This is a genomic window from Streptomyces viridosporus T7A, assembly GCF_008704515.1.
Taxonomy (GTDB): Bacteria; Actinomycetota; Actinomycetes; order Streptomycetales; family Streptomycetaceae; genus Streptomyces; species Streptomyces viridosporus.
The window spans coordinates 1,593,437-1,618,878 of the sequence record NZ_CP023700.1 but is presented as its reverse complement, the minus strand read 5'-3'; the positions used below and the strand labels follow the sequence as shown (position 1 = coordinate 1,618,878).

The window sequence follows — 25,442 nt, the reverse complement described above, 5'->3', positions numbered from 1 at the left end:
CACTGACACTGCGCTACCGGACGGCTACCCGCCCCGTATGGGTTCGGTCACGCCCCGGTCACGCGGCCGGGGCTCAGCCCGCCGACTCCGCCGCGTGCGGGCTGAGCACGCCCATGGTCACCAGGACGATGATCACGACGCCGAGCGCGATGCGGTACCAGACGAACGGCATGAAGCTCTTGGTCGAGATGAACTTCATGAACCAGGCGATCACGGCGTACCCGGTCACGAAGGCGACGATCGTCGCGAAGACCGTCGGGCCCCAGGAGACGTGCCCGCCCTCCGCGGCGTCCTTGAGCTCGAACAGGCCGGAGGCCAGCACCGCGGGGATGGCGAGCAGGAAGGAGTAGCGGGCCGCGGCCTCGCGCCGGTAGCCCATGAACAGGCCGCCGCTGATGGTGGCGCCGGAGCGGGAGACGCCCGGGATGAGGGCCATGGCCTGGCAGAAGCCGTAGATCAGGCCGTCCTTGACGGTCAGGTCCTCGAGCTGCTTGCGCTGCTTGGCCGCGCGGTGCCGGCCGCCGCCCTCGTCCCGCGCCGCGAGGCGGTCGGCGACGCCGAGGACGATGCCCATGCCGATCAGCATCGCCGCGGTGATCCGCAGATCGCGGAACGGGCCCTCGATCTGGTCCTTGAGCGTCACCCCGAGCACGCCGATCGGGATCGAGCCGACGATGACGAGCCAGCCCATGCGCGCGTCGTGGTCCCGGCGCATCTCCTTGTTCGTCAGCGAGCGGGTCCAGGCCGACAGGATCCGCCCGATGTCCTTGCGGAAGTAGATCAGCACCGCGGCCTCCGTGCCGACCTGGGTGATCGCGGTGAAGGCCGCGCCCGGGTCCTCCCAGCCGGAGAAGGCCGCGGTCAGCCGCAGGTGCGCGCTGGAGGAGACGGGGAGGAACTCGGTCAGCCCCTGGACGAGTCCGAGGATGAGGGATTCAAACCAAGACATGAGGTAACGGAGTCCAAGTGCCGATCGTGGAACGGGCGACGGGCACACCGCACCGCGGTGCGCGGTGATCGATGATCCGGCGTGCCGAGGGGGAAGCGTAGCGCCCCAAGATGACGGGCCCGGCACAGGGGCTTCACGGACCGCCGGAGCCTGGCGCGCTCCGGGCTCCGGCTCAGGTCGTGGCCGGGCCGCCCACCGTCCACCCCGGGGCCTGCGGGTGGGGTGTCAGGTCCTCGTGGCGCACCCGGTCGCCGCAGGCCCGGCAGGTGACGACCGGGACGAGTTCGTCGCCGCAGACGTGCTCGAGCACCATGGGCCGGTCGCCGTCCGGGCGGAGGTGGCGGTTGCCCCACTCCATCAGGGTCAGCAGGACGGGCTCCAGCTCCAGCCCCGCCCGGGTGGGCCGGTACTCGAAGCGCTGCGGGCGCTCGCTGTAGGGCCGCTTGGTCAGCACCCCGGCCTCGACGAGCCGCTTCAGCCGTGTGGCCAGGATGTCGCGCGGCGCCCCGATGTTGCGCACCAGCTGGTCGAAGCGGCCGTTGCCGAGGCACACCTCGCGCAGGACGAGCAGGGAGTACTTCTCGCCGACCAGGGCCAGGGTGTCGGCGATCGAGCAGGGGCGCGGGTCTTTGGGGGCGGCCATACGGTCGAGTCTACGTGAGGGTTTGTTTTTCAAACTCGCCGCGCTATGGTGAGTTCGGATTTCCTACTCACTGGTAGTCGCCGGTCGCCGCCCGGGCGGTCGAGGAGGCCGAGGAGGCCCGCACCATGCGTGACGCAGTCGTCGTCGAAGCCGTACGCACCCCCATCGGCAAGGGCAGGCCAGGTGGCGCCCTCGCCCACGTCCACCCCGTCGAGCTCCTCGCCCACACCCTGCGCGCCCTCGTCGAGCGGTCCGGTGTCGACCCGGCGCTGATCGACGACGTCATCGGCGGCACCGTCGACCAGGTCGGCGAGCAGGCCATGAACACCACCCGCTACGCCGTCCTGTCGGCCGGCCTGCCCGAGTCCGTCCCGGCGACCACCGTGGACCGCCAGTGCGGCTCCTCCCAGCAGGCCGTGCACTTCGCGGCGCAGGGCGTCATCTCCGGCGCGTACGACCTCGTCGTCGCCTGCGGCGTGGAGTCCATGAGCCGGGTGCCGATGTGGTCGAACGTCCCCGCCGGCAAGGACCCGTTCGGCCCCGGGGTCGCCGAGCGCTACCCGGAGGGGCTCGTCCCGCAGGGCATCAGCGCCGAGCTCATCGCCGCGAAGTGGTCCCTCACCCGCGAGCGGATGGACGCCTTCGCCGCCTCCTCGCACCGCAGGGCCGCCGCGGCGTGGGACGCCGGTCTGTTCGACGCCGAGGTCGCGCCCCTGGAGGGCGTCGCCCGCGACGAGTGCGTACGGCCGGACAGCACCCCCGAGGTCCTGGCCGGCCTCCGGCCCGCCTACCACGACCCGGCCTTCGCCGAGCGCTTCCCGCAGATCGAGTGGAACGTCACGGCGGGCAACGCCAGCCCGCTCAACGACGGCGCCTCCGCCGTGCTCATCACCTCGAGCGAGACCGCGGCCCGGCTGGGACTGCGTCCGCTCGCCCGGCTGCACAGCTTCGCGGTCACCGGCTCCGACCCGCTGCTGATGCTCACCGGGGTCGTCCCGGCGACCGAGAAGGTGCTGCGCCGCGCCTCCCTGTCCCTCGACGACATCGACCTGTTCGAGGTCAACGAGGCGTTCTCCAGTGTGGTCCTGGCCTGGCAGCAGGAGACCGGCGCCGACCTCGCCAAGGTCAACGTGCACGGCGGCGCCGTCGCGATCGGCCATCCACTGGGCGCCAGCGGCACCCGGCTGACGACGACCCTGGTCCACGCGATGCGCGAACGCGGCGCGCGGTACGCCCTGCAGACCATGTGCGAGGCGGGCGGGCTCGCCAACGCCATGGTGCTGGAGCGGATCTGACGCCCCGCCGGCGGACACCGCGCTCACGGGCGGGGTGTCCGCCGGCTCAGTCTCCGCGCAGCCGGTGCCGTTTGCGCCACGCCACCGCCGCGCCCACCAGACCCGGTACGGCGATGCAGGCCAGCGCGATCAGGAAGGCCGGGGAGGTCGGTGTCGAGGCGCGGGCGCCGGCCACCGCGTAGGCGGCGGTGTTCGGGATCGAGCCGAGCGCCGTCGCCAGCAGGAACGGCGGCAGGCCCATCCGGGAGACGGCGGCGCAGTAGTTCGCCGCGGCGAACGGGATGCCCGGGAACAGGCGGGTCGCCAGCATGGAGCGGAAGCCGTGCCGGCTCAGCTGGTGGTCCGCGGCCTTCAGCCAGCGTCCGCGCAGCAGCGGACGGAGCGCGTCCTGGCCGAGCGCCCGCCCCAGGCAGAAGGCCAGCCCGGCGCCGAGCACCGTGCCTCCCAGCGCAGCACCCAGGCCCAGCTGGGAGCCGAACAGCGCGCCCGCGGCGATGTTCAGCAGCGGGCGCGGCACGAACGCCACCGTGCACACCCCGTAGGCCACCGCGTACGCCACCACCGCCGCGGCTCCGCCGAGCTGCGACGGCCAGCCGTCGGTCAGCAGTCTCTGCGGTTCGAGGAGCAGCACCGTCGACGCCGCGGAGGCGAGCAGCACGACGAGCAGCGACAGCCGTGACCACGGCGACAGCAGGACTCTGGCGCAGCGGGCGGCGACCCCCGTCGCGGCGACGGGCGGGGGGAGCGCGGGTGCGGCCGTGGGGACGGCGACCGCGAGGTCCGTGGTGGCGGCCCGGGGAGGGGTCGTGGCGGTGCCCCCAGAGCGGTTGGTGGCATCGAGCATTCCGCGACAGTAACCGACACATGTCCGTGATCGCCGTCGTGTGCGTCTCAGGGGCGTCCCAGGGAGGGGGAGCCGCGCGCGACCGGGTGACCGTGTCCGCCGTCGGTCGCGGCCGGCCCCGGGCGGGCGGCCGAAGGGGCGGGTGCGGGGGAGCCGCGGTGCTCCCGGGCGGCGCGGAGCGCGCTGCGCACCGCGGCCCACGCGCCCCGTTTCCCCGCGTTCCTCCCGTGTTCTCCCGCGTTCCGGCAGGTGACACGCTTCGGTACAGTGAGGGGACGCCGGCTCAGAAAGGTTGTCCGTTGGCGGAGAAGACGGCCCGTGTGTCACGCGCCGAGCAGAAGCGGCGCACCCGTGCCGCTCTGGTCTACGCCGCGCGCGGCCTGTTCGTGGCGCAGGGCTACACGGCCACGACCGCCGACGCCGTCGCCCGTGCGGCGCACGTCTCACGGGCCACTTTCTACCTGCACTTCCGTTCCAAGGCGGAGATCGTCGTCGAGCTCATGCGCGCCGTCGAGCCGGAAGTGGTCGCGTCCTACGAACAGCTCACCCTGGTCGAGCCCACGTCCTCGGCCACCGAGCGGTGGCTGCGGGAGCACGCCGCCCTGTGGCGCCGGCACCGCATGGAGTTCACCGCCATGGAGCAGGCGCTGACGAACGAGGAGCCCGTGGCGGAGGAGTGGTTCGCCCTGTACGGCCGGCTGGCCGACGCGATGGCGACCATCACCGACCGGCTCGTCGCACGGGGCCTGACGGCGGAGCGGGCCAGGGCGCGCGTCATCGCCCTGGTGATGACGATCGAGCGCGCGTTCTACGTCAGCGTCGTGCGTGACCGTCCCGCGTTCTTCGAGGCGATCGTCCCGGAGATCGCCGACGCCCTCGCCCACGCCCTGCGGGGGGACCCGGCCCACTCGGCCTGAGCCGCGCCGTCCGCGCCCGTGCCCGCGCCCGTGCCCGCGCGCCCTTCGTGAAGACCTCGCTCGGTGGACGTCCGTCCACCGATCAGGTGCGCGGAGATCGCTGGGGCGCCGACCGCCGTCCGCACCGCCCCGCTCACGGAGAGGTGCCGTCACCCCTCCGTGCGACCGGAAATACCGCCCGAATGCCCCCGGAAGCCTCGCGGCCGACCGGTGACCTGCCGTGCCCGGACGCGGGGGAGACCGCGGGATGGGCGGTGTTCGCCGTGACGACACTCACTAGACACATGTCTTGTGAGTGTGCGAGCCTCGACACACGTTGATCCCCGGCGCCCGTGCCCGGGGAGCCCTGGAGGAACAATGAAGTTCGCCCATCACGTCGTGTTCGTCACCGGAGCGGCGTCCGGCATGGGGCTCGCGGTGGCCCGCGCGTTCCACGAGGAGGGCGCCGTCGTCTACGGCGCCGACATCTCCGCCGAGAGCCTGGAGAACTCCTTCGAAGGCCTGGAGCGCGCGGTCCCGCTCGCCTTCGACATCGCCGACAGCCGCGCCGTCGACGAGGCGTTCGCCAGGGTCGAGGCGGACCACGGCCGCCTCGACACCCTCGTCAACGCGGCGGGTGTCAACGCCCCGAACCGCGCCGCGCTGGAAGCGCTCAACGAGGAGAACTACAAGGGCTTCCTCGCGATGAAGGAAGGGCGCCGCCACGACCCGGAGTTCATCGAGCACGTCACCGACGAGGACTTCGACCGCGTCCTGAGGATCAACCTCTACGGCACTTTTTACACGCTGCGCGCCGCGGTCCCGCTGCTGAAGCGCAACGGCGGCGGCGCCGTCGTCAACTTCTCCTCGGCCGCGGCACTGATGGGGGTGGCCATGCCGCCCTACTACCCGGCCTCGAAGGCCGCCGTCCTCGGGCTCACCCGGGAGGCCGCCGTCGAACTCGCCCCGTTCGGCATCCGCGTCAACGCCCTGGCCCCGGGCGCCATCGACACCCCGCTCTTCCGGCAGAGCGACGACGAGTTCGTCGACTTCCTCGTCGGTCTCCAGCCCATCCGCCGCACCGCCGCGCCCGAGGAGATCGCCAGGACGGTCCTGTTCCTCGCCGGCGAGGACGGCGCGTACTACACCGGCCAGACGATCTCGCCCTCGGGCGGGCTCGTGATGCAGTGAGGAAGGCGGAGACCATGACCCAGCACACCGCCACCGTCCCCGTGGCGCGGGACGCCGGCCCGGACGTCGTGTCCCGGGCCGACATCGACCGGGCCGCACTCGACCGGCTCGTCGCCGAGATCAGGAACGACATCGCGGCCGGGACCTACGACGGCGCGCACCTGATCCTCGCCCGCGGCGGGGACGTCGTCGTGGACACCGTGCTCGGCTGGCACGAGCGGGCCGCCGACCGCGCACTGCGGCCCGACGCCGTGTTCCGCGTGCTGTCGCTCACCAAGGCGTTCACCAACGCGATGGCGCTGCGCGCGATCGGCGAGGGCAGACTGGCCCTCTCCACCCGCGTCGTGGACCTGATACCGGAGTTCCTCGGAACCGACCCGTTCCGCACGCTCCGCAAGGACCGGATCAGCCTCGTCCACCTGCTCACCCACCGTTCCGGCATGCCGCCCACCCCGAACCCGGGGCTCGGACCGGACCGCTTCGGCGTCCTCGCGGACGTCGTCCGGGCCCTGTCCACGGTGGACGTGCTCTTCGAGCCCGGGACCAACCTCAACTACGCGCCGGCGATCAACCACGCGCTCATGGGCGAGATGGTGCGCCGCGCCTACGGCGCCGCGTCGTTCCGCGACCTGGCCCGGGAGCTGATCTTCGATCCGCTGGGCATGGACGAGACCTCGTTCGGCCTCCCGGCGGCGCTGCGGGACCGGGCCGTGCCGCTCAAGGCGTACCTGCCCGAGGGCGGGTTCCTGCAGCCCGACGACATCGAGTGCCTCAACGACCGCATCACCGAGGACGCCGAGATGCCGTGGGTGGGATCCGTCTCCACCGCCCGCGACGTCCTCACGTTCGCCGAGATGATCCGCCGCCGCGGCCTGCACGACGGGCGGTGGGTGCTGGCCCCGGCGATCGTCGAGCAGGCCACCACCCTGCAGACCGGCGACATGCCGAACGACCTGTACGCGCAGATGGCGGCCGCCCGCGGCTGGGAGACGCCCCGCGGCAACTTCGGCCTGGGCTTCTCGCTCTCCGGCACGGGCACCGCGCCCACCTTCTTCGGCCCCTTCACCTCGCCGCGCACGCACGGGAACTACGGCGCCGGGTCGTCGCTGTTCTGGGTCGACCCCGAGCGCGACCTCACCTTCGTGTTCCTGTCCGCCGGAGTCATGGAGGAGAGCGAGAACGTGGCCCGCTTCCAGAAGCTGTCGACCATGGCCGTGGCCGCGGCCCTGTAGAGGAAGGAGCCGACGATGACCGAGACCGCGACACCGCCCGCCGCCGGCCGCTGCCCCGTGGCGCACGGCTTCGACGCGATGAGCGACGACTACTACCGCGACCCGTCGACGCACTTCGCCAGGGTGCGCGACGAGCACCCGGTGTTCTGGTACCCCTGGCTCAACGCCTGGGTGGTCACCCGGCGCGAGGACGTCCTGCGCGTCCTGGCCGACTGGAGGGAGTTCTCCTCCTCCGGCAACACCGCGACGATCGAGGTGCCCGAGAAGCACCGCGACGTCGTCCCGCAGGGCCTGATGTCCGAGATGATCGTGGGCACCGACCCCGACCTGCACACCGTCCACCGCAACGCGGCGCTGCGCGGATTCACCCAGGACCGCATGGAGGCGCTGCGCCCGCAGATCGAGGAGCGCGCCCACCGCATCCTCGACAAGATCGAGACGCGGGGCTCCGGCGACCTCATGGAGGAGTACTGCCTGGAGCTGACCACCCAGACCCTCCTGGCCCACCTGGGCCTGGGCTGGGAGCACGACGCCATGATGCGCCGCCTGCGCGGTGACATGGGCCGGGTGCTCTCCTCCGCCCAGGAGGAGATGCCCGCGGAGATCGTCGACGAGGTGTGGGAGCGGTTCGCCGCGTCCTTCGCACGGCTGCAGGCCGTGGTCGCCGAGCGCCGGGAGAACCCCGGCGACGACTTCATCAGCGACATGGCGACGCAGCGGACCAGGGACGGCGCGTACGTCCTGACCGTCCCCCAGGTGGCCCTGCACGTCTGCGAGTTCGCTCTCGCCGGTGCGGACACCACCGCCCAGGCGATGGCGAACGCCGTGCTGTTCCTCGCCGAGAAGGAGCACTACGTCGAGGAGGCGCTCCAGGACCCGGCGCTGTGGGCGAACGTCTTCGAGGAGACCGTGCGCCGCCGCCCGTCGTCGCCCTTCGCCTCCCGCAAGGCGATGCGCGACCTGGAGATCTCCGGTGTGAGGATCGCGAAGGGCGACATGGTCTGGGTCTCGCTGGCGAGCGCGAACACCGACCCGGCCCACGTCGAGCGCCCCTTCGAGTTCGACATCCACCGCGAGGACCCCACCGACCACCTGGCCTTCACCGCCGGCCGGCACACCTGTCTCGGCCAGGCGCTGGCCCGCGTCCAGGGCGCCACGGGACTCAGGGTGCTCTTCGAGCGGCTGCCCTCCCTGCGCCCGGCCGCCGAGGTCCCGCTCGACTTCGCCCGGATGGCGCTGCTGCCGGTGCGGCTCTCCCTGCCCGTGGTGTGGGACGTCGCCGACGTCGAGCGTCAGAAGAAGCGCGTCAAGCGGGAGATGGACCTCGTCCTGACCGGCCGGGAGGAGGTGGCCGACGGTGTCGTCGCGCTGCGCTTCGCCCACCCGGACGGCGACGTCCTGCCGGACTGGGAACCCGGCGCGCACGTCGACGTCCGGGTGCCGGTGGACGGCGGCGTCCTGGTGCGGCAGTACTCCCTGTCGTCGTCGCCGTCGCAGCGGCACGAGTGGCGGCTGGGGGTCCTGCGCGAGGAGGGCGGGCGGGGCGGCTCCCGGGCGGTCCACGACCGGCTCGAGGTCGGCGCCCGCGTCCGGCTGGGCTGGCCGCGCAACAACTTCAGGTTCGTGCCCTCCCCGCGCTACGTCTTCGTCGCGGGCGGCATCGGCATCACCCCGATCCTCCCGATGATCGAGAAGGCCGAGGCCGAGGGCGCCGAGTGGGAGCTGCACTACGGCGGCCGCACCCGCTCGTCCATGGCGTTCCTCGACGAACTGGAGCGGTACGGCGACCGGGTGAGGACGATCCCGCAGGACGAGTGCGGCCACCCGGACCTGCCGGGCATCTTCGCCGCGGTCCGCCCCGGCACGCTCGTCTACGCGTGCGGCCCGGAACCGCTGCTGACGGCGCTCGAGGGGGCCCTGGCGCACTGGCCGGCGGGCACGCTGCACACCGAGCGGTTCGCGCCCAGGAAGGTGGTGCGCGACGCACCCGACGAGGCCTTCGAGGTGGAGTTCGCCCAGTCCGGCGTCCGGGCCCGGGTGCCGGTGGGCAAGTCCGTCCTCCAGGTCGCCGAGGAACACGGCATCACCGCACTGTCCTCCTGCAAGGAAGGCACCTGCGGCACCTGCGAGACACGCATCCTGCACGGCTCCGCCGACCACCGCGACTCCATCCTCACCCCCGCGGAACAGGCCGCCGACGGCACGATGATGATCTGCGTGTCCCGCGCTGCCCGGGGCTGCCCGCGGCTGGTCCTGGACGCCTGAACCGGAACCGGGAGCCCCTCGCGCGGGGCTCCCGGTCCCCGGGCGGTGAAACACCGTGAAAAGGACCGCGCCCTCGCGGAGTCGCTCGAAGAGCCGCCGTCGGAACGCCGGCCGACCTGCCGCTCCACCCGCGCTCGCGAAGCGGCCGGAGAACCTCCACGGCACAGGCCGGGAACGCGGGCGGTGCGCGCCGTCGTCGGTGCGGGAGGCGCTGGAGAACACCGGCACCTGACCGCCGGCGCGCGGCGGGTCGCCCCCCCCGCACCGCCGCGCGCCGTGGAAAACCGTTCGACGCCGGGCGGCGGGTCGGCGATGATCGACCCCATGTTCCGGTACGCCTTCCACCTCGCCGCATCCGCCGCCGCGGATGCCCCGAAGGCTGCCGTTCCCGTCCTCACGGCCGCCGTCGACGGCGCCCGAAGCTGACCCTCCCCGGATCGTCCGGCGGACCCCGCAGGGGGAGGGTCGGCACCTTCCGGGGGTCCCCGTCCCGCCGCGCGCCGCATCCGCCGCGCGCCGGGGCGCTCACGCTCCACCACCGAGAGGCTTCGAGGTACCGCCATGTCCAAGACGGCGTACGTCCGCACCAAACCGCACCTGAACATCGGCACGATGGGCCACGTCGACCACGGCAAGACCACCCTGACCGCCGCCATCACCAAGGTCCTCGCCGAGCGCGGCTCCGGCAGCTTCGTCCCGTTCGACCGCATCGACCGGGCGCCGGAGGAGGCGGCGCGCGGCATCACCATCAACATCGCGCACGTCGAGTACGAGACCGACACCCGGCACTACGCGCACGTCGACATGCCCGGCCACGCCGACTACGTCAAGAACATGGTCACCGGCGCCGCACAGCTCGACGGGGCGATCCTCGTCGTCTCCGCGCTCGACGGGATCATGCCGCAGACCGCCGAACACGTCCTGCTCGCCCGCCAGGTGGGCGTCGACCACATCGTCGTGGCCCTCAACAAGGCCGACGCCGTCGAGGACGGCGAGGACGCCGTGCTGGCCGACCTGGTCGAGCTGGAGGTCCGCGACCTGCTCTCCGCGCACGGCTACGGCGGCGACTCGGTGCCCGTCGTCCGGGTCTCCGGGCTGAGGGCACTGGAGGGGGACCCGCGCTGGACGGCGTCGATCGAGGCGCTGCTGGACGCGGTGGACACCTATGTGCCCGTCCCCGAGCGGTACCTGGACGCGCCGTTCCTGCTGCCGGTGGAGAACGTGCTCACCATCACCGGCCGGGGCACCGTGGTGACCGGCGCGGTCGAGCGCGGTACCGTCCGCGTCGGCGACCGGGTCGAGGTGCTCGGCGCCGGGGCGGAGACCGTGGTGACCGGTCTGGAGACCTTCGGCAGGCCCATGACCCGGGCGCAGGCCGGGGACAACGTGGCGCTGCTGCTGCGCGGGGTGCCGCGCGACGCCGTGCGCCGCGGGCACGTGGTGGCCGCGCCGGGCAGCGTGGTGCCGAGCCGGCGCTTCACGGCGCGGGTCCACGTGCTGTCGGCCCGCGAGGGCGGCCGTACGACGCCGGTGTCGACCGGCTACCGGCCGCAGTTCTACCTCCGCACCGCGGACGTGGTCGGCGACGTCGACCTCGGCTCGGCGGCGGTCGCCCGGCCCGGGGAGACCGTCACGATGACCGTGGAGCTGGGCCGCGAGGTGCCGCTGGAGCCCGGGCTCGGCTTCGCGATCCGCGAGGGCGGGCGCACGGTCGGGGCCGGCACGGTGACGGAGGTCGGCTGAGCGACGGCACCGGGGTGCCCGTCCCCGAGCAGGGGGGCGGGCACCCCGCCGTACGGGCGGCGGCACAATGGCACGGTGAACGAGCCCCTGCCCGTGACCCGCGCCGTCGATCACGGCACCGCCAAGCTGATGCCCGACGTCGACCGGGAACGGGCCTGGCTGCTGACGGTCGACGGGGCGCCGCAGTCGTACGTCGACCTGGACGAGCCGACCCACCTGGAGTTCGAGTACGCCCGGCGGCTCGGGCACGTCCTGGACACCCTCGCCGAACCGGGACGCCCGCTGGACGCGCTGCACCTGGGCGGCGGCGCGCTCACCCTGCCCCGTTACCTGGCCGCCACCCGGCCGGGCTCCCGGCAGGACGTCGTCGAGGCCGACCGGGCCCTGCTGGAACTGGTCGCCGAGCACCTGCCGCTGCCCGGGGACGCCCGCATCACGCTGCACGCGGCGGACGCCCGCGCCTGGCTGGAGGCGGCCCCCGGCGACTCGGCGGACGTCCTGGTCGCCGACGTCTTCGGCGGCTCGCGGGTCCCGGCGCACCTGACCTCCGTCACCTACGCCCGCGAGGCCGCGCGCGTCCTGCGGGACGGCGGGGTCTACCTCGCCAATCTCGCGGACGCGGCCCCGTTCGCCTTCCTCCGCTCCCAGCTCGCCACCCTCGGCACGCAGTTCGAGGAGCTGGTGCTCATCGCCGAGCCGGGGGTGCTGCGCGGGCGCCGGTTCGGCAACGCGGTGCTGGCCGCCTCGCACCGGCCCCTCGACACCGCCGCCCTGGCCCGGCGCACCGCGGCCGACGCCTTCCCCGCCCGGGTGGAACACGGCGCGTCCCTGCGGGACTTCGTCCGCGGTGCGCGGCCGGTGCGGGACGAGGACGCCGTACCGTCACCCGAGCCCCCCGACGGGGCGTTCGGCATCGGCTGACCCGTGGTCCGCGTCCGGCGTCGCCCCGGCCACCTGCCGGGTCCGGCGGCGCAGACGGCGCACGTCCGGCACGCACAGCACCGCCGCGGTGACCACCACGACCAGGGCGGCGCAGCCCCACAGCGCCTCCTCGCGCCCGAACGCCGTCTCGGCCGGGCCCGCCAGCGCCATCGCCGCGGGCACCAGCGCGACCGAGCCGAACCAGTCGTACGCCGAGACCCGGGACAGCTTGTCCTCCGGTATCTCCTGGTGCAGCGCGGTCATCCAGGAGACGCCGAACACCTCGAGGGTCACGCCGGTCACGAACATCACCGCGCACAGCACGCCGACCGGGACCGGCACGGCGAGCGCGGCGGACGGCAGGGCCAGCGGGAACACGCACAGGGTGCCGACGAACAGCAGGCGCTGCGGCTGCCAGCGGGTCATCAGCAGGGCGCCCACCACCGTGCCCCCGCCGAAGAAGGCCAGAGCCAGGCCCCACGGCGCGGCACCGCCCAGGTGGTCGCGGGCGACCAGCGGCCCGTAGACCGCGTCGGCGGCGCCGACGACCGCGTTGGCCAGGGAGAACTGGATGACGATGCTCCACAGCCAGGGCCGGCCGATGAACTCCCGCCAGCCCTCGCGCAGGTCGGCGAGCATGCCGCCGCTCGGGGCGCGCGGCGGTATGTGCTTCACGTCGAGCAGGGCCCGCAGGGCCGCGGCGAGGGCGAAGGCCGCCGCGTCCACCGCGAGCACCCAGCCCGGCCCGATCACGGCGACCATGGCCCCGCCGAGGGCGGCCCCTCCGAGGGTCGCCCCGTGCATCGCCATCCGGAACACCGCGAACGCCCGGCCGGCCTGCTCGCCGTCGACCGAGGACAGCAGCATCCCCTCGGCGGCCGGGTTGAAGAACGCCTGGCCGGCGCCGCCGAGCGCGCTGAGCAGCATCATCTGCCACAGCCGCGCCTCGCCGGTCAGGACCAGCGCCGCGAACACGGCCTGCGAGACGCAGTTCAGCGCGTTGGCCGCGACCATCACCCGGTGGCGCGGGAGGCGGTCCGCGACGGCACCGCCGATCAGCAGGAACAGCACCAGCGGCAGGGTGCGGGCGGCGGCCACCAGACCCACGTCGCCGCCGTCGCCACCCATGCCCAGCACGGCGAAGGCGGAGGCGATCAGCGCGCCGTGGCTGCCGAGGTTGGTCACCACGGCGGCGGCGGTCAGCAGGGTGTAGTTGCGGCCCGCCCAGGCGGGGCGGCGGAAGGCGGTGGTGGTCGACACCCCGTGACTATCGCCGGGGCGGGGCCGACTTGCCAAATGCGTCTTCCCACCCCTGGCCTGTTACGACTCCTCCGGCGGTTCCTCGGTGAGGCGCACGGTGCTGAGGATCTTCTCCACGGTCGCCTCGGGGATCTCCTCCTTGACGCCCTTGGCGCCGTACAGGTTCCAGGTGACGAAGTCCCCGGCGCTGTTCTTGAACGCGAAGGTGATCGCCTTGCCGTCGCTGTCGCACTTGCCGTTCTGCGGCGTGTTCTCCGAGTACGCCCTGGCGACGCTGCCCTTGATGCCCGACTTGGTGGTGTACGGCTCGGGTTCGTCCTGCTTCACGCTCTTCTTGTCGGGCTGCGTGTACCCGCCGTAGATCCACCACGGCACCCTGGTGCTGGCCGCCTCGTCCGTGGTCTTGGCGCCGTTCTCGCCGCGGGTTCCGGCGGTGACGAGGGCGGTGTCCTCCTCGCGGCCGTCCTTGTCGTCGTCGGTGGTGCACCACTCGGACTTCAGGTAGGCCGGGGCGGTGACGGTGGTGCGGCCCATCTCACCGTCCTTCTCCTCCCATTCGAAGCCCACGCTGGTGCCGGGGTTCTCGATCTCCCAGTCGGCGGGGACGTCGAACATGGTGCCGAAGCGCGTGTTGACGACGACCTGCCAGCCCGGAACCGTCGCCTTCACGCCCTCGCCGCCCCGGGGGTTGTCCCCGGAGCCGGACGCGCTCGGCTCGGCGGAGGTGCTCGGCGACGCGCTCGCGGACGGCTTGCCGTCCTTGCCGCCGCCGGCCTCGTCGTCCTTGTCGCCGCCGAGCACCAGGAACCCGGTGACACCGGCGGTCACGACGACGGCCGTCGCCGCCACGATCGCCACCAGCTTCGTCCGGTTCCCGCCGCCCCCGCCCTGCGGCGGCCGGGCCATCTCCGCCGTGGCGGGAGCCCCCCACTGCGGCTGCTGGGCGTACGGGTTCGGCTGCTGGTAGCCGGGCTGCTGGTACGGATTCGGCTGCTGATACCCCGGCTGCTGGTACGGGTTGTTCGACTGCGGGTTCTGCTCGCCCCCGGGCGGCTGCTGTCCTGGCCACATGGGCAGCAACCCTAGCCGCGTCCGGGACACGATTCGGTCACCGCCCTTTGACGGGGGCGTAGCAAATCGGCGGCGGGACGGCGCGGCGGGTCGCGCGGGCGGCGGGTGCCACCGGCTCTGGCCAGCGGATGCTACTCACGGGTAACATGCAGTCATGAGCGCAGATCAGATGTCCGTCGGCGACATGCTCGCCGCCACCGTGCCCATGGCCCGGACCCTCAACCTCCAGTTCCTGGAGACCACTCCGGAGCGGGCCGTGGTCGCCCTGCCGGACCAGGGCGACTACCACAACCACGTGGGCGGTCCGCACGCCGGTGCGATGTTCACGCTCGGCGAGTCCGCGAGCGGCGCGATCGTGCTCGCCGCGTTCGGGGACCAGCTCTCGCGTGCCGTGCCGCTGGCGGTCCGCGCCGAGATCGCCTACCGGAAGCTGGCGATGGGGCCCGTCACCGCCACCGCGACCCTCGGCCGTCCCGCCGCGGAGGTCGTGGCGGAGCTCGACGCGGGCCGCCGCCCCGAGTTCCCGGTGACGGTCGCCATCCGCCGCGAGGACGGAGCGGTCACCGGCGAGATGACCGTGGTCTGGACCCTGCGCCCGAGCGACTGACCGCCGTCGCCGCGACGGACCGCGCGGGGCGGCCGGGCCGCCGGAGCCCCCGGCGGCCCGGCCCGGTCCGGCACCGGACGCCCCACCACGTCCGGCCCGGTCCGGCACCGGACGCCCCGCTACGTCCGGGCCGAGACGGGGGACACCACCTCCGTCGGCGCGAACTCCACGTCGACGACGCCCTCCACGGCCCGGATCAGCCGGGCCGCCGCGGGCACCAGCGAGGTGTCCCGGACCCGGCCCACCAGCCGGACCACACCGTCGCGCACCTCCACCCACACCGCCGACTCCGGCCCGGGGAAGAGGTGCGCCACCACCTCCCGCCGTACCTGCTCGGCCAGTTCCTCGTCGTCGCGCAGGAACACCTCGAGCAGATCGGCGCGGCTGACCACGCCCTCCAGCGCGCCCCGTCCGTCCACCACCGGCAATCGCTTGACCCGGTGACGGGTCATGAGGCCGGCGGCGTCCGAGAGCGTCACCCCGGCCCGGACCGTGACGGCCGGGGAGGTCATCAGCTCCTCCGCGGTCAGCGCCCCGGCCTTCAGCAGGTCCGGAAGGCGGCGCCGTTGCGTGCGCCGGTCGGGGTCGCTGTCCCGGAACTCCTCCTTGGGCAGCAGGTCCGCCTCGGACACGACGCCGACGACCCGGTCCCCGTCCTCCAGGACGGGCAGGGCGCTCACCCCCCGGCCCCGCATCAGCCGGACGATCTCCTTGAAGGGGGTCTGCCTCCCGACGGAGACCACCGACCGGGTCATGACGTCACGGACGATGTGCGGCACACCGTGCACGGTCTCTCCTCGCTCACTGCGCTCACTGCGCTCACTGCGCTCACTGCGTCTCACCGCGACGGCCGGGTCCACGGGCGCCGCCTTCCTCACAGACCACCGCCGGCGCCGTACGGGGCGTACAGGTCCAGCAGCCGGACCCGGGCGGCGTGCAGCCGGTGGGCGACCACGTCGCCGACCCACCGGGTGAGGGCCCGGCCGAACTCGGGGTCGTCCCGGCACAGCTCGTGGACCGCCGCGGCGTCGAACTCGTGGGCCCGTACCGGAGTGACCGCCTCGGCGCCCAGGTGCCGGACGTGCGGGGCGAACAGCCACGACCAGCCCACGAGTTCGTTGTGCCCCAGGCGTTCGATCACGGCCGCCCGGCGGCCGGGCACCCGCATGTCGAGGTCGACGGAGCCGGTGCGGACCACCCAGAACCGGTCCGCGCGGCCACCCTCCTCGAACAACCGGGCCCCTTCCGGGAAGGACACCTCACGGGCGGTCCGCAGGAGCCGCGCCCGGTGCCCGGCGGGCAGGGCACGGGGCATGCGGGGGGACGGGGGAGCGAACACGGCGGACCTCCCGGACGGCGTCACGGACCGGCGTTGTGCCCTCAGCCTCCCGGAGCGCCACGGTCCGGGCCATGGGCCGTCCGGCCCACCGGGGAGGGCGTTGGTCCCTGCTCCCCGACCGGCCGCGCACAGGGACGGAGCGGGGGTGGGGGTACGGGCCCGGGACCAACGGCCCTGTCACCGGGCCCGGACGGAGAAGTAGGTTGATCTCCCCAACAGCAGGAGGTGCACACCATGACCCGCACCATCACGGTCGGCCTCGACGGCTCCCCCGAGAGCCGGGCGGCCGCCGAGTGGGCGGCCCGTGAAGCGGCGCTGCGCGGTCTGCCGCTGCGGCTGCTCCACGTCTGGCAGCCCGTTCCGGGGCCGGCGGCCGAGGCGGCGGTGAGCGGTGCCGAGACGCAGGCGCACTGGAGCGAACGCGTGCCGCGTGAGGCCGCCGAGGAGCTGCGGCTGCGCCACCCCGGGGTCGAGGTCACCCACGAGCAGGTCAGCGGTCGCCCCCACGAGGTGCTGGTCAAGGCCGCGGAGGACGCCGAAGTGCTGGTGCTCGGCTCCCGGGGGCTCGGTGCCATCGGCGGGTTCCTGGTCGGCTCGGTCGGACTCCTCGTCGTGGCCCGTGCCGAGCGGCCCGTCGTCCTGGTCCGCGCCGGCGGGCAGGCCGCCGACGAGCACGAACCGGACCGCATGGGCATCTCGTCCGCCGCCACGCCCTACCGGCCCGTCCTGCTCGGCCTGGACGCGGGCAAACCCCACGACCCGGTGATCGAGTTCGCCTTCGCGGAGGCGGCGCGCAGGGACACCGCCCTGCGCGTCGTGCACGGCTGGGCCCTGCCGCCGTACTACGTCTACGGACTGGCGGCCGCTCCCGAGGTGTACCACGACGTCGAGCGGCAGCAGGCCGAGACGCTGACCCAGGTGCTCGCCCCCTGGCGGGAGAAGTTCCCGCAGGTGGAGGTCGTCGAGGAAGCCTTCGGCGGCAGCCCGTCCGTCCGCCTGGTCGAGAACTCCGCACAGGCGTCGCTGGTGGTCGTCGGCCGCCGGATCCGCCGCACCCCGATCGGTGCGCACATCGGGCCCGTCGCGCACGCGGTGATGCACCACTGCGCCGCACCCGTCGCCGTCGTCGCGCACGCCTGAGGCAGACCTGAGGCACGCGTGCCTGGAGCAGATCCGAGGCGCGCGCACGCCGGAAGCAAGGGGAACACGAGGGAGCTCCCCTCGCCGCGGGCGTCGACGGCGCCGGGCCCGGTCCGCACCCCGTGGACCGGGCCGTGCCGTCCGCGGGTCCGCGGGGCCCGCACCGGCCGGTGGGCCCGGCCGCCGTCGTACCGCGTACGGGACGACCGGGAGGGACGGCCGCGGGCACCGGGGCACGGGGCTCCACCGCCGGGATCCGGCCCGGGGCGGTCCGTGGGCCCGCGCGCGGATTGCGCCACATGCAGCCGTCCGGCCGCGCGAGGCGTGTCGAAGCGCAGGAAACTGGTACCCCGTCCCGATGCCCGACGCGGGGCGCGACGTGCCGCCGTTCCCCCGCCACACCCGCCCGACCGCCCACGTCGACCACCCACGGAGTCATCCATGCCCGAGGCCCCGGACACCCGGACCGTACTGAGCGACGAGGAACTGCGCACGCTGGACGCCCACTGGCGGGCCGCCAACTACCTGGCGGCGGGCCAGATCTACCTGCTGGCGAACCCGCTGCTGACCGAGCCCCTCAGGCCCGAGCACATCAAGCCGCGGCTGCTCGGGCACTGGGGTACCTCACCCGGGCTGAACCTGGTGTACACCCACCTCAACCGGGTGATCGCGGGGCGCGGACTGGACGCGCTGTGCATCTGGGGACCGGGCCACGGCGGCCCCTCCGTCCTGGCCAACTCCTGGCTGGAGGGCAGCTACGGCGAGACGTACCCGGACGTCGGCCGGGACGCGGCGGGCATGGAGCGGCTCTTCCGGCAGTTCTCCTTCCCCGGCGGCGTGCCCAGTCACGTGGCCCCCGAGGTGCCCGGCTCCGTCCACGAGGGCGGCGAACTCGGCTACTCCCTCGCCCACGCCTACGGCGCGGCCCTCGACCACCCCGGCCTGCTGGTCGCCTGCGTGATCGGGGACGGCGAGGCGGAGACCGGGCCGCTGGCCGCGTCCTGGCACTCCAACAAGTTCCTCGACCCGGTCCACGACGGCGCCGTCCTGCCGATCCTGCACCTCAACGGCTACAAGATCGCCAACCCGACGGTCCTGGCCCGCCTGCCCGAGGACGAACTCGACTCCCTGCTGCGCGGCTACGGCCACGAGCCGATCCACGTGAGCGGCGACGATCCGGCCGCCGTCCACCGGGCGATGGCGCACGCCATGGACACCGCGCTGGACCGCATCGCCGAGGTGCAGCGCGCCGCCCGTGAGGACGGCGTGACCGAACGGGCGCGCACGCCGGTGATCGTGCTGCGCACCCCGAAGGGCTGGACCGGCCCCGCCGAGGTGGACGGGAAACCCGTCGAGGGCACCTGGCGCGCCCACCAGGTGCCGCTCGCCGGCGTCCGCGACAACCCCGAGCACCTGCGGCAGCTGGAGGCCTGGCTGAGGTCGTACCGGCCCGAGGAACTGTTCGACGACGCGGGCCGGCCCGTCGCGGACGTCCTCGCCTGCCTCCCGGAGGGCGACCGGCGCCTCGGGTCCACCCCGTACGCCAACGGCGGACTGCTGGTGCGCGAGCTGCCGATGCCCGCCCTCGACGACTTCGCCGTCCCGGTCGACAAGCCCGGCACCACGCTGCACGAGCCCACCCGGATCCTCGGCGGCCTCCTCGAACGGATCATGAGGGACACCGCGGACCGGCGGGACTTCCGGCTCGTGGGCCCGGACGAGACCGCCTCCAACCGGCTGGAGGCGGTCTACGACGCCAGCGGCAAGGCCTGGCAGGCCGGCACCCTCGACGTCGACGAGCACCTCGACCGGCACGGCCGGGTGATGGAGGTCCTCTCCGAACACCTCTGCCAGGGCTGGCTGGAGGGCTACCTCCTCACCGGCCGGCACGGACTGTTCTCCTGCTACGAGGCGTTCGTGCACATCGTCGACTCCATGGTCAACCAGCACATCAAGTGGCTGAAGACCTCGCGGGAGCTGCCCTGGCGCGCACCCATCGCCTCGCTCAACTACCTGCTCACCTCGCACGTGTGGCGCCAGGACCACAACGGCTTCTCCCACCAGGACCCCGGCTTCGTCGACCACGTGCTCAACAAGAGCCCCGAGGTCGTACGGGTCTACCTGCCGCCGGACGCCAACACCCTGCTGTCCGTCGCGGACCACGCGCTGCGCAGCCGCGACTACGTCAACGTGGTCGTGGCCGGCAAGCAGCCCTGCTTCGACTGGCTGTCGATCGACGAGGCGCGCGTCCACTGCGCGCGGGGCGCCGGGATCTGGGAGTGGGCCGGCACCGAGAACGGCGGCGCGCCCGACGTGGTGCTGGCCTGCGCCGGTGACGTGCCCACCCAGGAGGTCCTGGCCGCCGCCCAGTTGCTCCGCCGCCACCTGCCGGAGCTCGCCGTCCGCGTGGTCAACGTCGTCGACATCGCCCGGCTCATGCCCCGCGAGGAGCACCCGCACGGCATGACCGACTTCGAGTACGACGGCCTGTTCACCGCCGACAAACCGGTGATCTTCGCCTACCACGGCTACCCGTGGCTGATCCACCGCCTCGCCTACCGCCGCAACGGCCATCCGAACCTGCACGTGCGCGGGTACAAGGAGTCCGGCACCACGACCACGCCCTTCGACATGGTCGTCCGCAACGACCTCGACCGCTACCGGCTGGTCATGGACGTGATCGACCGGGTCCCCGGCCTCGCGGTGCGCGCCGCCGCCGTGCGCCAGCGGATGGCCGACGCGCGCACGCGGCACCACGCGTGGATCCGCGAGCACGGCACCGACCTGCCGGAGGTCGCCGAGTGGAGCTGGAACGCGTGAGCGCTACGGCCCGCCGTGCACGTCGCGGTGGGCCTGCGCCAGCTCCGCGTACATCGTGCCGTTGAGCGTCAGTCCCGCACGCTCCTCCTCGGTCAGCTCCCGCCGCACCTTCGCCGGCACCCCCGCGACGAGCGACCCCGGCGGCACCTCCATGCCCTGCGGCACCAGCGCCTGCGCGGCCACGAGGGACCCCGCGCCGATCACCGCGCCGTTGAGCACGGTCGCCCCCATGCCGATCAGGCAGTCGTCCCCGACGGTCGCGCCGTGCACCACGGCGTTGTGCCCGACGGAGACGCGCTCGCCCACGCTCACGGGGAAGCCGGGGTCGGCGTGGAGCGTGCAGTTGTCCTGGACGTTGCTGTCCGCGCCGACCGAGATCCGCTCGACGTCGCCGCGCAGCACGGCCCCGTACCAGACGCTCGCACCCGCGTGCAGCGTCACGTCCCCGATCACCGCGGCCGTGGGGGCCACGAAGGCCTCCCGGTCCACACGCGGCTCCCTGCCGCCGATGCCGGTGATCAGCGCCCGGTGCGTCATCGTCGCCTCCTCGTCGGGTGATGGAGGCACCGTACGCCAACGCCATGGGGTGAAGATCACAGGGTCACCGGCTCAACGGCGCCGCGCCCGCCGACTACGGTGAGCGGGTGCCGAAGAGCAAGAACACGTTCTCGTCCTGGCCGCGCCGCCTCGCGCAGCGCGCGGTCCACGCGGGCTGGGCCTGGGTGCAGCGCACGGGGTCGGTGACCGCCGAGCACCCCGGCCGCTTCCGCTTCGGTTCCATGGGAACGGGTACCAGGCTCGCCTTCCCGCTCGGCACGGTCTTCGGCGAACCCTGGATCCACGTCGGCGCCCACTGCATCATCGGCGAACAGGTCACCCTCACCGCCGGCCTGATGCCCGGCCTCGACCTCGGCCCGGAGCCGATCCTGCGCATCGGCGACGGGGTCGTCCTGGGCCGCGGCAGCCACGTCATCGCCGACACGTCCGTCACCATCGGCAGCGACTGCTACTTCGGGCCGTACGTCTACGTCACCTCCACCAACCACTCCTACGACGACCCGCACGAGCCCATCGGCAAGCAGTGGCCGCGGATGGAACCGGTGCGGATCGGCCCCGGGTGCTGGATCGGCACCGGCGCGGTGATCCTGCCGGGGGCGCGGATCGGACGGAACGTGGTGGTGGCCGCGGGCGCGGTGGTCCGGGGCGCGGTGCCCGACCACGCCGTGGTCGCGGGCGCCCCGGCCCGGGTCGTGCGCCGCTGGACCCCCGCCGACGGCTGGCAGCCGCCGCTGCGCACCCCGGCGCCCGTCCCGATCCCGGAGGGCGTCACCCCGGAGCAGTTGCGGGCGCTGTCGGAACTGGACGGGGAGGACGTCGCGCGGCTCGCGGAACTGGACGGGGACGGCACGGCCCGGCTCGCCGAACTGGGGCCCGAGAGCTGACCCGGGAGCCGGGACGCGCCCCCGCACCCCGTCGTCACCCCGTCGCCAGCAGCACCGACCCCACGAGGGCCAGTCCCGCACCGGCCGTCTGGACCGCGCGCAGCCGCTCCCCGAGGAGGCCGCGGGCGGCGACGGTGGTCACCACCGGATAGAGCGAGGCGAGCACCGCGGCCACGGTGACCGGACCGATCCGCGCGGCGGTCGCGTACAGGCCGTTGGCCGCCACGTCCGCGAGCCCGACGAACGCGAGCGCCGGGAGCGAGCGCCACGGGAACCCGCCCGGCGCGAGGGCGGGCCCGCCGCGCCGCACCGAGACGTACAGGGCGAGGCCGCCCGCCACGACGTTGGTGACCCGCTGCACGAACAGGGCGAGGAAGAGCCCGGTGAGGGTGGTCGACGCCTCGGCGATCAGCGCCATCACCGCGCCGAACCCGAACGCGGCGAGCAGGGTGAGGAGAACGGCCTGCCGCTGCACCGGCGCGCCCCGCACCTGCGGGCCGCCGGCCAGGACGACACCGGCCACGGCGACCAGGATGCCCGCGAACTGCGGCACACCCGGCCGTTCGCCCAGCGCCAGCCCCACCCCGACCGGCACGGCCACGCCGAGCGAACCGAGCGGCGAGACGACGCCCATCGGCCCCAGGGCGAGCGCCTTGTAGAAGGAGAGCATCGCCACCGGGCCCACGAGACCGGCGGCCACGGCGAACCACAGCCGCGCCCCCGCCTCGCTCCAGGCACCGGTCGCGGCCACGATCACGCCGAGCACGGCCACCGCGACGGACTGCGAGACCACGACCACGGTGAGCGCGGGGGTGCGCCGGGTCAGCAGTCCGCCGCCGAAGTCGGCCAGGCCCCACAACAGACTGGTGGCCAGGGCGAAGAGTGCTGTCACGACAAGCCTCGCAGTACAGTGCGGTGAACGATCGGGTGCACCACACCGTAGTTGAACGTATTGAACCCTGTCATCCATTTCATTGAACGTAAGGGGCGGAACGTGTCGGACCTCGACCTGCTGACCCAGTCCCTGGCGCGCAACGTCAGGCGCTGGCGCACCGAGCGCGGCTTCACCCTGGACGCGCTGGCGGCACGGGCCGGTGTCAGCCGCGGCATGCTCATCCAGATCGAGCAGGCCCGCACCAACCCGAGCATCGGCACGGTCGTCAAGATCGGCGACGCGCTCGGCGTCAGCATCACCACCCTGCTCGACTACGAGCGGGGCCCCAAGGTCCGCATCGTCCCCGCCGACCGGGCCGTGCGGCTCTGGCACACCGAGGCGGGCAGCTACAACCGGCTGCTCGCGGGTGCCGAGGCGCCCGGTCCGCTGGAGATGTGGGACTGGCGGCTCATGCCGGGCGAGGACAGCGCATCCGACCCTCACCCCACCGGCACGGTCGAACTCGTCCACGTCACGTCCGGGGAGCTGACGCTCACCGTCGACGGGGCGGAACACCGCGTGCCGGCCGGCGCGAGCGTCTCCTTCGAGGCCGACACCCCGCACACCTACGGCAACCGGGGCGACGTACCGACGGAGATGATCATGGCCGTCTCGGTGCCGCCCGTGCACTGAGACGCCCCTGAAACGGCCGCCGCGCCGCTGTTACGGTGCGGCCATGCGCGCACCCATCGGAGACTTCGACCACGCCACCCCCGCCCCCGACTGCCTCGACGAGCTCACCGCCCCGGTGGCCGCCGCCGTCCGCGACTGGAGCGGCGGCGTCCCCGCCGACCGGATCCTCTACGTCGACACCGATCCGCTCCGGGCCGACACCGCCGTCTTCGTGGAGCACTACGGCCGGGACCTGCTGGAGCGGTCGGCGAACTGCGTGGTGGTCGCGGGCCGACGCGGCGGCGGGAGCACGCTCGCCGCCTGTGTCGTGCTGTCCACCACCCGCGTCGACGTCAACGGGGTCGTGCGCCGCCACCTCGGTGCCCGCAAGGCGTCCTTCGCCCCGATGGACACGGCGACGGGGGAGACCGGCATGGAGTACGGCGGCATCACCCCGATCGGGCTGCCCGGCGACTGGCCGCTGCTGGTGGACGCGGCCGTCGTCGACCTGCCGTACGTGCTCGTCGGCAGCGGCCGGCGCCGGGGCAAACTGCTGGTGCCGGGCAAGGCGTTCGCGCAGCTCCCGGGGGCGGTCGTCCTGGAGGGACTGGGGATCGCCTGAGGGCGCTCCGCCGCGGTGGCCGCCGGACCGGGCCGGTGGTGGCGCCGGTGCTCAGGACGCTCGGCGCGCCCCGTGGTGGACCAGCGCGAGGTGCGGGTCCGTCTCGCCCGGCACCGGCTCCGGATCGGCGTGGACCAGGGCCGCGGTGAGGCACGGTACGGCGTGCAGCAGGGCGTGCTCGGCGTCGACCGCGATGCGGTGGGCCTCGCGCACCGTGGCCCCGCCGTCCACCACGACCGCCACCTCGGCGCGCAGCCGGTGACCGATCCAGCGCAGCCTCAGCTCGCCCACCCCGCGCACCCCCGGCACCCGCGCCAGCGCCCGCTCGGCCCGGTCCACCAGCGCCGGGTCGACGGCGTCCATCACCCGCCGGAACACCTCCCGCGCGGCGTCCCGCAGGACCAGCACGATCGCCGCCGTGATCGCCAGCCCCACGACCGGGTCCGCGAGCCGCCACCCGAGAGCCGCGCCGCCGGCACCCAGGAGCACGGCCAGCGAGGTGAACCCGTCCGTACGGGCGTGCAGTCCGTCGGCGACCAGGGCGGCCGAGCCGATGGCGCGGCCGACGCGGATGCGGTGGCGGGCCACCCACTCGTTCCCCGCGAACCCGACGAGCGCCGCGACGGCGACCGCCGGCACGTGCGCGACGGGGCGCGGATCGAGGAGCCGGCCGAACGCGGTCCAGCCGGCGAAGGCCGCGGACGCGGCGATGACCAGCACGACGACGACGCCGGCCAGGTCCTCGGCCCGCCCGTAGCCGTAGGTGAAGCGGCGGGTGGCGGCCCGCCGCCCCAGCGCGAAGGCGATGCCCAGCGGGACGGCGGTCAGCGCGTCCGCCGCGTTGTGCACCGTGTCGCCGAGCAGCGCCACCGAACCCGAGACGGCCACCACGGCCGCCTGCGCCAGCGCGGTCACCCCGAGCACCGCCAGCGAGACCCACAGCGCGCGCATGCCCCGGGCAGAGGACTCGAGGGCGGGGTCCAGCTTGCCCGCGGTCTCGTGGGAGTGGGGGGTGAGGAGGCGGACGAGGCGGTGCCGCGGGGACGCCCGGGGATGCCGGTGGTCGTGCCCGCTCCCCGGCCCGGGCTCGTGGTGGTGGTGCGCGTGCTGCCGGCTCACGGGGGCCCCCTTCCGGTGCGCGAAGTGGACGCGGTGGCACCCACGGAGCCATTGTGTGCCTATGAGCGCACGCATGCACCTGTCATCTGCGCAGGACGCGCACCCGCGCACTCCGGGCGAGGAGCGGTTCGCGCTCGCGGCGGAGCTCCTTGCGCTGCTCGGCGACCGCACCCGGCTGACCCTGCTGCACGCCCTGACCGGCGGCGAGGCCGACGTCACCACGCTCACCGAGGCGTGCGGCGCGGCGCGGCCGGCGGTCAGCCAGCACCTGGCGCGGCTGCGTCTCGCGGGGCTGGTGGACACGCGCAAGGAGGGCCGCCGGGTGGTCTACTCGCTGCGCGACGGGCATCTGCGCCGGCTGGTGGACGAGGCGCTGAACGTGGCCGACCACCGCATCGGCAACCGGCCGCCGCACGACTGACGGAGCCGGGCGCCGTCCGGCCGTGCCCGGGTCCCGCCCGGTGCGGGCGGCAGCGGCGGTGGGGAGGGCCCGCGCC

At 73.9% G+C, this 25,442-nt stretch carries 25 protein-coding genes; 15 read left to right on the top strand and 10 right to left on the bottom strand.

What is annotated here, in order from left to right; all coding sequences use genetic code 11:
- Nucleotides 1–73 precede the first annotated feature (73 nt).
- Entirely contained in the window at nucleotides 74–949 is an 876-nt protein-coding gene (locus CP969_RS07615; RefSeq protein WP_004990971.1) for an undecaprenyl-diphosphate phosphatase, read from the bottom strand.
- 172 nt (nucleotides 950–1,121) lie between these two features.
- On the bottom strand, nucleotides 1,122–1,592 hold the full coding sequence (locus CP969_RS07610) for a winged helix-turn-helix transcriptional regulator (protein WP_004990973.1): 471 nt from the start codon (nucleotides 1,590–1,592) through the stop codon (nucleotides 1,122–1,124).
- Nucleotides 1,593–1,717: 125 nt separating this feature from the next.
- On the opposite strand from CP969_RS07610, the gene CP969_RS07605 reads away from it, so the two are divergent.
- Nucleotides 1,718–2,887 (top strand): thiolase family protein, encoded by a 1,170-nt coding sequence (locus CP969_RS07605; protein WP_016827213.1) that lies wholly within the window; start codon nucleotides 1,718–1,720, stop codon nucleotides 2,885–2,887.
- 46 nt (nucleotides 2,888–2,933) lie between these two features.
- Here CP969_RS07605 and CP969_RS07600 read toward each other — a convergent pair whose 3' ends face one another.
- Nucleotides 2,934–3,731 carry a TVP38/TMEM64 family protein gene (locus tag CP969_RS07600; RefSeq protein WP_016827214.1) on the bottom strand — a complete coding sequence of 266 codons (798 nt, stop codon included), beginning with the start codon at nucleotides 3,729–3,731 and terminating at the stop codon, nucleotides 2,934–2,936.
- A gap of 299 nt (nucleotides 3,732–4,030) precedes the next feature.
- On the opposite strand from CP969_RS07600, the gene CP969_RS07595 reads away from it, so the two are divergent.
- From CP969_RS07595 to CP969_RS07565, 7 genes are all read left to right on the top strand, one after another.
- Entirely contained in the window at nucleotides 4,031–4,648 is a 618-nt protein-coding gene (locus CP969_RS07595; RefSeq protein ID WP_016827215.1) for a TetR/AcrR family transcriptional regulator, read from the top strand.
- Nucleotides 4,649–5,005: 357 nt separating this feature from the next.
- Nucleotides 5,006–5,818 (top strand): SDR family NAD(P)-dependent oxidoreductase, encoded by an 813-nt coding sequence (locus tag CP969_RS07590; protein WP_016827216.1) that lies wholly within the window; start codon nucleotides 5,006–5,008, stop codon nucleotides 5,816–5,818.
- Nucleotides 5,819–5,832: 14 nt separating this feature from the next.
- On the top strand, nucleotides 5,833–7,050 hold the full coding sequence (locus CP969_RS07585) for a serine hydrolase domain-containing protein (protein WP_016827217.1): 1,218 nt from the start codon (nucleotides 5,833–5,835) through the stop codon (nucleotides 7,048–7,050).
- 15 nt (nucleotides 7,051–7,065) lie between these two features.
- Complete coding sequence (locus tag CP969_RS07580) at nucleotides 7,066–9,315, top strand: cytochrome P450 (protein WP_016827218.1); 2,250 nt, start codon at nucleotides 7,066–7,068, stop codon at nucleotides 9,313–9,315.
- Nucleotides 9,316–9,498: 183 nt separating this feature from the next.
- On the top strand, nucleotides 9,499–9,741 hold the full coding sequence (locus CP969_RS07575; RefSeq protein ID WP_016827219.1) for a hypothetical protein: 243 nt from the start codon (nucleotides 9,499–9,501) through the stop codon (nucleotides 9,739–9,741).
- Between the two features lie 135 nt (nucleotides 9,742–9,876).
- The gene (tuf, locus tag CP969_RS07570; RefSeq protein ID WP_004990992.1) at nucleotides 9,877–11,058 is read left to right on the top strand and encodes an elongation factor Tu; all 1,182 of its coding nucleotides are present in this window, start codon (nucleotides 9,877–9,879) and stop codon (nucleotides 11,056–11,058) included.
- A 75-nt stretch (nucleotides 11,059–11,133) separates the two neighbouring features.
- A complete protein-coding gene (locus tag CP969_RS07565) occupies nucleotides 11,134–11,979 on the top strand; it encodes a spermidine synthase (RefSeq protein WP_026085352.1) in 846 nt (281 codons plus the stop codon).
- On the opposite strand, the gene CP969_RS07560 is transcribed toward CP969_RS07565, so the two are convergent.
- Nucleotides 11,941–13,239: an MFS transporter gene (locus tag CP969_RS07560; RefSeq protein WP_016827221.1), complete on the bottom strand. Its 1,299-nt coding sequence runs from the start codon at nucleotides 13,237–13,239 to the stop codon at nucleotides 11,941–11,943. The genes CP969_RS07565 and CP969_RS07560 overlap by 39 nt on opposite strands.
- Nucleotides 13,240–13,299: 60 nt before the next feature.
- The gene (locus tag CP969_RS07555; protein WP_016827222.1) at nucleotides 13,300–14,310 is read right to left on the bottom strand and encodes a DUF8017 domain-containing protein; all 1,011 of its coding nucleotides are present in this window, start codon (nucleotides 14,308–14,310) and stop codon (nucleotides 13,300–13,302) included.
- Nucleotides 14,311–14,479: 169 nt separating this feature from the next.
- Here CP969_RS07555 and CP969_RS07550 point away from each other — a divergent pair, with 169 nt between their 5' ends.
- On the top strand, nucleotides 14,480–14,917 hold the full coding sequence (locus CP969_RS07550) for a DUF4442 domain-containing protein (protein WP_016827223.1): 438 nt from the start codon (nucleotides 14,480–14,482) through the stop codon (nucleotides 14,915–14,917).
- 119 nt (nucleotides 14,918–15,036) lie between these two features.
- On the opposite strand, the gene CP969_RS07545 is transcribed toward CP969_RS07550, so the two are convergent.
- Both CP969_RS07545 and CP969_RS07540 read right to left on the bottom strand, forming a co-directional pair.
- Entirely contained in the window at nucleotides 15,037–15,705 is a 669-nt protein-coding gene (locus tag CP969_RS07545; protein WP_016827224.1) for a CBS domain-containing protein, read from the bottom strand.
- Between the two features lie 86 nt (nucleotides 15,706–15,791).
- Nucleotides 15,792–16,232 carry a cyclic nucleotide-binding domain-containing protein gene (locus tag CP969_RS07540; RefSeq protein ID WP_016827225.1) on the bottom strand — a complete coding sequence of 147 codons (441 nt, stop codon included), beginning with the start codon at nucleotides 16,230–16,232 and terminating at the stop codon, nucleotides 15,792–15,794.
- Nucleotides 16,233–16,490: 258 nt separating this feature from the next.
- On the opposite strand from CP969_RS07540, the gene CP969_RS07535 reads away from it, so the two are divergent.
- Together CP969_RS07535 and CP969_RS07530 are read left to right on the top strand one after the other, a co-directional pair.
- Entirely contained in the window at nucleotides 16,491–17,396 is a 906-nt protein-coding gene (locus CP969_RS07535) for a universal stress protein (protein ID WP_016827226.1), read from the top strand.
- Nucleotides 17,397–17,837: 441 nt separating this feature from the next.
- Nucleotides 17,838–20,216: a phosphoketolase family protein gene (locus CP969_RS07530; RefSeq protein ID WP_004991024.1), complete on the top strand. Its 2,379-nt coding sequence runs from the start codon at nucleotides 17,838–17,840 to the stop codon at nucleotides 20,214–20,216.
- 3 nt (nucleotides 20,217–20,219) lie between these two features.
- Here the strand turns inward: CP969_RS07530 and CP969_RS07525 are convergent, their stop codons facing one another.
- A complete protein-coding gene (locus tag CP969_RS07525; RefSeq protein WP_004991025.1) occupies nucleotides 20,220–20,753 on the bottom strand; it encodes a gamma carbonic anhydrase family protein in 534 nt (177 codons plus the stop codon).
- Between the two features lie 107 nt (nucleotides 20,754–20,860).
- On the opposite strand from CP969_RS07525, the gene CP969_RS07520 reads away from it, so the two are divergent.
- On the top strand, nucleotides 20,861–21,658 hold the full coding sequence (locus tag CP969_RS07520) for an acyltransferase (RefSeq protein ID WP_016827227.1): 798 nt from the start codon (nucleotides 20,861–20,863) through the stop codon (nucleotides 21,656–21,658).
- Between the two features lie 34 nt (nucleotides 21,659–21,692).
- Here CP969_RS07520 and CP969_RS07515 read toward each other — a convergent pair whose 3' ends face one another.
- Nucleotides 21,693–22,550 (bottom strand): DMT family transporter, encoded by an 858-nt coding sequence (locus CP969_RS07515; RefSeq protein ID WP_004991034.1) that lies wholly within the window; start codon nucleotides 22,548–22,550, stop codon nucleotides 21,693–21,695.
- A gap of 102 nt (nucleotides 22,551–22,652) precedes the next feature.
- On the opposite strand from CP969_RS07515, the gene CP969_RS07510 reads away from it, so the two are divergent.
- Nucleotides 22,653–23,225 (top strand): helix-turn-helix domain-containing protein, encoded by a 573-nt coding sequence (locus tag CP969_RS07510; protein WP_016827228.1) that lies wholly within the window; start codon nucleotides 22,653–22,655, stop codon nucleotides 23,223–23,225.
- A gap of 43 nt (nucleotides 23,226–23,268) precedes the next feature.
- Nucleotides 23,269–23,826, top strand: coding sequence for a YbaK/EbsC family protein (locus CP969_RS07505; RefSeq protein WP_016827229.1), 558 nt, complete (start codon nucleotides 23,269–23,271; stop codon nucleotides 23,824–23,826).
- A 51-nt stretch (nucleotides 23,827–23,877) separates the two neighbouring features.
- Here CP969_RS07505 and CP969_RS07500 read toward each other — a convergent pair whose 3' ends face one another.
- On the bottom strand, nucleotides 23,878–24,945 hold the full coding sequence (locus CP969_RS07500) for a cation diffusion facilitator family transporter (protein ID WP_016827230.1): 1,068 nt from the start codon (nucleotides 24,943–24,945) through the stop codon (nucleotides 23,878–23,880).
- Nucleotides 24,946–25,006: 61 nt separating this feature from the next.
- Between CP969_RS07500 and CP969_RS07495 the strand changes: the two genes are divergently transcribed.
- Nucleotides 25,007–25,366: an ArsR/SmtB family transcription factor gene (locus tag CP969_RS07495; protein WP_016827231.1), complete on the top strand. Its 360-nt coding sequence runs from the start codon at nucleotides 25,007–25,009 to the stop codon at nucleotides 25,364–25,366.
- The last annotated feature ends 76 nt before the right edge of the window (nucleotides 25,367–25,442 follow it).

Excerpts from the sequence above, each read along its gene's own strand:
- CP969_RS07610 (WP_004990973.1), bottom strand. The coding sequence starts at position 1,592 with ATGGCCGCCCCCAAAGACCCGCGCCCCTGCTCGATCGCCGACACCCTG.
- CP969_RS07530 (WP_004991024.1), top strand. The coding sequence starts at position 17,838 with ATGCCCGAGGCCCCGGACACCCGGACCGTACTGAGCGACGAGGAACTG.
- tuf (WP_004990992.1), top strand. The coding sequence starts at position 9,877 with ATGTCCAAGACGGCGTACGTCCGCACCAAACCGCACCTGAACATCGGC.
- CP969_RS07605 (WP_016827213.1), top strand. The coding sequence starts at position 1,718 with ATGCGTGACGCAGTCGTCGTCGAAGCCGTACGCACCCCCATCGGCAAG.
- CP969_RS07550 (WP_016827223.1), top strand. The coding sequence starts at position 14,480 with ATGTCCGTCGGCGACATGCTCGCCGCCACCGTGCCCATGGCCCGGACC.
- CP969_RS07555 (WP_016827222.1), bottom strand. The coding sequence starts at position 14,310 with ATGTGGCCAGGACAGCAGCCGCCCGGGGGCGAGCAGAACCCGCAGTCG.
- CP969_RS07535 (WP_016827226.1), top strand. The coding sequence starts at position 16,491 with ATGACCCGCACCATCACGGTCGGCCTCGACGGCTCCCCCGAGAGCCGG.
- CP969_RS07600 (WP_016827214.1), bottom strand. The coding sequence starts at position 3,731 with ATGCTCGATGCCACCAACCGCTCTGGGGGCACCGCCACGACCCCTCCC.
- CP969_RS07590 (WP_016827216.1), top strand. The coding sequence starts at position 5,006 with ATGAAGTTCGCCCATCACGTCGTGTTCGTCACCGGAGCGGCGTCCGGC.
- CP969_RS07585 (WP_016827217.1), top strand. The coding sequence starts at position 5,833 with ATGACCCAGCACACCGCCACCGTCCCCGTGGCGCGGGACGCCGGCCCG.
- CP969_RS07540 (WP_016827225.1), bottom strand. The coding sequence starts at position 16,232 with ATGCCCCGTGCCCTGCCCGCCGGGCACCGGGCGCGGCTCCTGCGGACC.
- CP969_RS07505 (WP_016827229.1), top strand. The coding sequence starts at position 23,269 with ATGCGCGCACCCATCGGAGACTTCGACCACGCCACCCCCGCCCCCGAC.
- CP969_RS07580 (WP_016827218.1), top strand. The coding sequence starts at position 7,066 with ATGACCGAGACCGCGACACCGCCCGCCGCCGGCCGCTGCCCCGTGGCG.
- CP969_RS07615 (WP_004990971.1), bottom strand. The coding sequence starts at position 949 with ATGTCTTGGTTTGAATCCCTCATCCTCGGACTCGTCCAGGGGCTGACC.
- CP969_RS07495 (WP_016827231.1), top strand. The coding sequence starts at position 25,007 with ATGAGCGCACGCATGCACCTGTCATCTGCGCAGGACGCGCACCCGCGC.
- CP969_RS07525 (WP_004991025.1), bottom strand. The coding sequence starts at position 20,753 with ATGACGCACCGGGCGCTGATCACCGGCATCGGCGGCAGGGAGCCGCGT.